Source organism: Mesorhizobium sp. WSM4810, from assembly GCF_055811235.1.
The window spans coordinates 1-5,221 of sequence record NZ_JBVVQV010000062.1 but is presented as its reverse complement, the minus strand read 5'-3'; the positions used below and the strand labels follow the sequence as shown (position 1 = coordinate 5,221).

The following is a 5,221-nucleotide window of genomic DNA, read 5'->3' as shown; positions in this document are numbered from 1 at the left end:
TTCGCCTGGATGCTGCTTGAGCATCTGTCTGCCCAGCTCCGGCGCATGACCGAGCGGGTATTCGAATACAGCACTCTTGTCGTGCGAAAACGGCTGATCGTCGAACTCCTGCATCGGGCGGAGAAAGCCGCACCCGTGGACGGCGAGGTGTCCATAAGCCCGGCACCGACGCACTCCGAGCTGGCGGCAACGATGAGCACGCACAGGGAGGCGGTCTCGCGCGAAATCAGCGACCTCGCCAAGAGAGGGCTGATCGAAAAGCACGGCAGCCGGTTGTTGCTGCATGACGTCTCGGCACTACGGGCGCTGGTCGACAAGAAGGAATAGCGGAAGGCTGTCGCTGCGGCGGGGGGCGATACCGCACATTTCGTGCGACAGGCTTGACGCGTACCCGCGGACCTGCTGTGCCAACCAAAAACAGACCGCAACCCTTATTTTCCGGCAGTCCTGCCTTGATAAGGTCGGCTATCTCGCGGTCGATGATCTTCGGATCACTCTGAATCGAGGTGCACGCCACATTTTTTTCGCAATGAAGCCGGGGAGAGCTTCAAAGCCCTGGCAGCATTGGCGTGGACTCCTCCGGTCGTCCAAGGCGGCTGGCGTTGATGGACTTGGGCATGGGGAAGAGCAAGGCCCTGCGCGCCTATCAGCGGCGCACGAAGGCAGCCGACGCGCTGATCGCGTCGAGCTACAGCAGCACGTGTGCTCATGGCGCCGATATAGCGCGGCGTGCGCGTCGCCAGCGCGCGTTTAGGCCGGCTTAAATTAGCAGTCGCTCAGCACTGGTGCGATAACACCAGGAAGATGGGATTCACATTCGCCGCGTTCCGATCTAGAATCGCCCAACGCTTGCCACTGGTCGCTAACTCTCATCCCAAAAATCCTGCAGCGAGGCGTGCCGAAGGTCTTCCTCCCCACGTAGGTGCTTGATGCGGGCCTTGATGCCTGGCTTGACCCACTGAGTTGCCGGCCGCCTTGGCATTTCCTTGGGCGGTGGCCCAGCATGTTCTTGGACACGCTTCCAAAGCCGCTCCCGCATCTCGCGGTTGACGCTCACGAACGCACTACCGATTATTTCCGGGTGCCTGGCTCAGCCATCAGAGCAAACGCCGGCTTGCCCCTCTCTCGTTCAACTCCGAGAAGTTCAAACTCGCTTTCGGTAAAGGATTTTGTCTTCAGCCAATTGGTGGTCGGGCCGCCGCGATATTTGCTGTCTCGACGCTTCGATAACATCCCCTCCAGGCCGGCCGCGTCGATCAGATGATAGATCGCATTTGCCTCGCCCGGCATTGTCTCACTAAACTGGATGCGGCTGTCAGCCCCTATAAGGCCGGCCAGGATTTCCCGCCGATCCTCAAGTGCCATGTCGCGCAAGTCGTGGCCGTTGAGATGCAGCAGATCGAACGCGACGAAATAGAGGTCATGCTGGCGCCTGGTGATGGCCTTGCGCAGCGCGGCAAAATCCGAAAGGCCAGCCTCATTCAAGACGACGACTTCGCCGTCGATGATGGCGTTCTGTACGTTGAGACCTTTGGCTGCCTCGACCAGATCGCGGTACTTCGATGTCCAGTCTAGGCCGCGGCGGGTGAAGATCCGCACACCGCCGGCGTCGATGATGATTTGGGAGCGGTAGCCGTCGAATTTTGCTTCATGCATCCAGTCATCGCCTTGGGGCGGCTTTGCTACCAAGGTGGGCATCATCGGCGGGACAAACTTCAAACGCATGCATTGACTCGCAAAACCGCGATTTCAATTAGCATGCGCTTAATTAGTTCCAATTTTAACGAATCGTTGACCGCGCTGTCCCAGAATAGGACGGCGCGGTCAAACCCCAACCCGGGATTGCGCAGGCGGCTCCGGCAATCCAGCTCCCCCGCCTCACTGTCGGAGCCGCTTCCACACTCCTCTAGAATTACCAGCAACGGTTGAATCAACTGTTACCGCACTTGCTTTCCAGTGCGCTTTCCCAGTCGTTAAACTTTGATGGAACAGGGCTCTCGCCTTCACGGTTTGCCGCTGAGACAGTCCATCTCAGCGAGGAAGCATGGAAGCCCAAGAGAACATCCGCAACGCCTGGGCCGCCCTCAAGCTGGTTCGCATGGCTATTGAACAGACCTGCCCTGCTGGTGTGCTGCCGAGCGAGGAAGCTGTCCTGCTGCTCTATGGTCCCGAGCCGGTCCATGAGGGCGAGCGCTAGCCAAAGCCATCATTGAGACCGTCGAGAGGCTGACCAGTTGCCTACCGCGTTGATCCGCTGCCGACCGGCTAAGTGAAAGCCTGACGCTTAGCACCCCTCCGAACGGCAAGGTTGGGTGGAAAGCTCACGTTGGTTATCGCCGATCTGAACGGGCACGAAGCGCACATCAACGGACATTGCTGCTGCGGCCTCGAGGGTCTTGGGGGAACTCGCCTAGCAGGCTTTCTTGGCTGACGTTGAGAGGCGGGAAGCCGAAGAATGAACTCTGTCCGTCGTCCTATTGCAAGTGGCGCGCGCGTAGTCCTTTCGCAGTGCGACAAGGTGTGCCAGCGCCGTGCAATTGACACCGCGGCACGCCCTTGATGTCATTGAAGCGTAGATTAGGCGGGCGGGTTGTACTAGGTGATGGGTACAATTAATGCGACATATAAAGCGTAGTTTATATACTGCCAGAGATAATTTTCGAAACATCGCAAGGAAAATCCCCGGATACGATAAAAGGAACTGGCTGCGCATACGCCAGATCGAATCTTTCATCTCTCTTCTCATTGAAAACGGCAGAACGGCATCCCCTGTTCTTGAGATTTCCCCGGGATGGAATACCTATTGGAAGACGATGTGCTCCGACTATACGTCGGTGGATTACCCGGAGTTCGACATTTGCCGCGACCGGCTGGACCGGCAGTTCCCGACGGTCATAGCCGACCAGGTTCTTGAGCACGTACCGCGCCCTGTCGAGGCGAGCAGGAACATCTTCGCGATGACCGCTCCGGGCGGGTGGGCGATGGTCGCCACGCCTTTCCTCTTCAGGGTTCACGCGCGTCCCCACGACTATAACCGCTGGACCAAGGACGGGCTCAGGCAGCTGCTGGTGGAGGGCGGATTCGAGGCGGAACACGTCCAGGCATTCGCCTGGGGAAACCGCGCCTGCGCCCGCGCCCATGTCGGCGGCCCGGTGCACGACTATGGATTCTGGCGCGACATGCGCAATGACGAGGAATATCCTCTGATGGTCTGGGCCTTCGCGCAGCGCCCGGCTTGATCGTCGGCACGTGAGGGCCTGGAAAGCTGCCCAGCGCACAAGGAATCGCCCAACTATGAAGGACGACTCTTTCAAAGCGGCAGTGATCTTGAACCGCGCGGCATGAGCGACTGCCAATAACTCCATTCGGGCCTTTGGGACCTGGTTCAGCGACCGAAGGTCCGATGTGGGAGCAACTCCCGACATGTCGCGTTCGATCCCAAATTTCCGCTCAGGGTCGATTCTTGCCGTCCACCGGTACCAAGTGTCAGACTTTCACACTAGGGCAGCTTCTGGACTCTGGCCCAGAATGGCGGCATTCTCTCTTCGGGGAGAGCGGGCGTGGGCAAAGGCCACCGTTATCAAGGCGCCAATCAGGCTAACCGCTGGCGAAGGCGCACCGGCAGAAGAATGCCGTCACGGCGACTGCCGCGACCGCTCTTGGGTCTGATCTTCCTCGGCGTCGGCACGCTTGCCGCCGCAGTCACCCAATTCGCGATCCAGAGCACCGCCGGCCAACAGAGCACCGCAGGCCTCCAGAGCACGATAACAAATTGGACAGAACCGCTGCCTGGGCCGATGCAGGGCCGGGCATCTGTCATCGACGGCGACACCGTCGAGATTGCCGGTCAGCGCGTTCGTTTCAATGGCATCGACGCGCCCGAGAGCCGTCAGCACTGCGATGACGCCAAGGGCTTTGACTACCCATGCGGGCGCCGCGCCGCGCAAGCCTTAGACAAGTTCCTGGCAGCATCGCGACCGCTGCATTGCAGTTTTGTCGATCGTGATCGGTACGGGCGTCTCGTCGGGAACTGCATCGCGCCGACGGCCGAAGCATTCAGAGATGGCTCGTTGATTAGGGTCGCGAGGCAGCATCACCTCACATCAGGTCTTCGGCAACCACGTCGAATTGCCTGAGGCCTACGCTTGGAGGCCTTCGCTTAAGAAGCCCCTGTTCACTTGCGGCCGCCTTGAAGGCATCGAACGCGGCTTGTTGGGTGCAGTGTCCGGCCAGGCATTCCTCGATCATTCGAATTGCTTCAAGTCGGGACGGCTTGTCCATGAATGGCCATGGTTGCTGAAGCGCTTTCGCAGCTTCGGGTATCGACGCGACCACTATCGGCTTGTGATTCAGGTAAATTGTAATCGGAATGAACGTCGGCATCTTTGTCGCTCGCCAGGATTGAAGGCGGCTAAACGCGAAGACAAGGGAGTGGTTGCATCGTTGTGAATTCAGAGCGCCGCTGTCAGATACGATCGAGGCTAAAATGGCACGTCCGAAGAGGCCTTGATCGTTTCGGTTCCCCTGAACGGAGAACCCCGCGCCTCACGGAGGGGATGGCGCGGGCTGATCGGAGCATCGCCCGACCGGCAGCAATCTTGAGAGGGAACCAAGACCATACTGCACGTCCCGAACTTCCGGCCATATGTTCCCCTTGCAGGCTCACCAGTTCGCCAATTCCGGATTTCACTTCGCTGAGAGGCGCGGCTTGAGCCGCAAGAGCTGCGGTCGCAGAATCAATAGCAACGGCTGCCTCAGCTGAATATTGCTTAAGTAGCTTGTACGCCCCGTAGCCCGCAGCCAGAACTGCCACGAGCGGGGCAAAGCGCACGGCCATGGCAGCTGCCATCCGGCCTGTCTCCGCAAGCGCCTTACCCAGACCGCTTGGCCCATAGATTGTCGCGATCTGAGAACCCTGTTGAATGGCAACCATCAGAGGGCTCATGCCAGATGCGAGCGAAACACCGACGTCTTTCAGTTGGAAAATCAGATTGGCACGCTGCGCCGCTGCCAATCGACTGGCCTGTGCATTGGCCTCCATCGCTCGGGTGTTGCTGTTCGCTGCGACTGTCGCCACGGTGAACGCTCCCAATGATCCGCGCCACCAGGTTGGTAGGGATTGGTTTACCATCTCGGATCGCAGCTGTGATCGTGCGGTCGAAACGTTTGTCGCGTCGCTTCCGATTCAGATAGGCCCGCAACTGGTCGGGCTCGCCGGAAA

The 5,221-nt window shown here is 59.3% G+C and carries 9 protein-coding genes; 5 read left to right on the top strand and 4 right to left on the bottom strand.

The window, feature by feature from the left end:
* Positions 1-327 (top strand): Crp/Fnr family transcriptional regulator (locus AC0L3O_RS35160; protein ID WP_473618112.1); only part of this gene is annotated, 327 nt, incomplete at its 5' end.
* A gap of 744 nt (positions 328-1,071) precedes the next feature.
* Here AC0L3O_RS35160 and AC0L3O_RS35155 read toward each other — a convergent pair.
* Positions 1,072-1,656 carry an ATP-dependent DNA ligase gene (locus AC0L3O_RS35155; protein WP_473618111.1) on the bottom strand — a complete coding sequence of 195 codons (585 nt, stop codon included), beginning with the start codon at positions 1,654-1,656 and terminating at the stop codon, positions 1,072-1,074.
* 388 nt (positions 1,657-2,044) lie between these two features.
* On the opposite strand from AC0L3O_RS35155, the gene AC0L3O_RS35150 reads away from it, so the two are divergent.
* Both AC0L3O_RS35150 and AC0L3O_RS35145 read left to right on the top strand, forming a co-directional pair.
* Entirely contained in the window at positions 2,045-2,197 is a 153-nt protein-coding gene (locus AC0L3O_RS35150; protein ID WP_023804226.1) for a hypothetical protein, read from the top strand.
* Between the two features lie 418 nt (positions 2,198-2,615).
* Positions 2,616-3,239 carry a class I SAM-dependent methyltransferase gene (locus AC0L3O_RS35145; protein ID WP_128178299.1) on the top strand — a complete coding sequence of 208 codons (624 nt, stop codon included), beginning with the start codon at positions 2,616-2,618 and terminating at the stop codon, positions 3,237-3,239.
* A 396-nt stretch (positions 3,240-3,635) separates the two neighbouring features.
* On the opposite strand, the gene AC0L3O_RS35140 is transcribed toward AC0L3O_RS35145, so the two are convergent.
* Complete coding sequence (locus AC0L3O_RS35140) at positions 3,636-3,947, bottom strand: hypothetical protein (RefSeq protein ID WP_287347683.1); 312 nt, start codon at positions 3,945-3,947, stop codon at positions 3,636-3,638.
* Here AC0L3O_RS35140 and AC0L3O_RS35135 point away from each other — a divergent pair.
* Positions 3,840-4,136: a thermonuclease family protein gene (locus AC0L3O_RS35135; RefSeq protein WP_473618114.1), complete on the top strand. Its 297-nt coding sequence runs from the start codon at positions 3,840-3,842 to the stop codon at positions 4,134-4,136. The genes AC0L3O_RS35140 and AC0L3O_RS35135 overlap by 108 nt on opposite strands.
* On the opposite strand, the gene AC0L3O_RS35130 is transcribed toward AC0L3O_RS35135, so the two are convergent.
* Together AC0L3O_RS35130 and AC0L3O_RS35125 are read right to left on the bottom strand one after the other, a co-directional pair.
* The gene (locus AC0L3O_RS35130) at positions 4,099-4,383 is read right to left on the bottom strand and encodes a DUF982 domain-containing protein (RefSeq protein WP_128178272.1); all 285 of its coding nucleotides are present in this window, start codon (positions 4,381-4,383) and stop codon (positions 4,099-4,101) included. The genes AC0L3O_RS35135 and AC0L3O_RS35130 overlap by 38 nt on opposite strands.
* 82 nt (positions 4,384-4,465) lie before the next feature.
* The gene (locus AC0L3O_RS35125) at positions 4,466-5,041 is read right to left on the bottom strand and encodes a phage tail length tape measure family protein (RefSeq protein ID WP_287176544.1); all 576 of its coding nucleotides are present in this window, start codon (positions 5,039-5,041) and stop codon (positions 4,466-4,468) included.
* Here AC0L3O_RS35125 and AC0L3O_RS35120 point away from each other — a divergent pair.
* Positions 4,923-5,221, top strand: a 299-nt coding sequence (locus AC0L3O_RS35120) for a hypothetical protein (RefSeq protein ID WP_473618115.1), incomplete at its 3' end; no start/stop codon positions are given. The genes AC0L3O_RS35125 and AC0L3O_RS35120 overlap by 119 nt on opposite strands.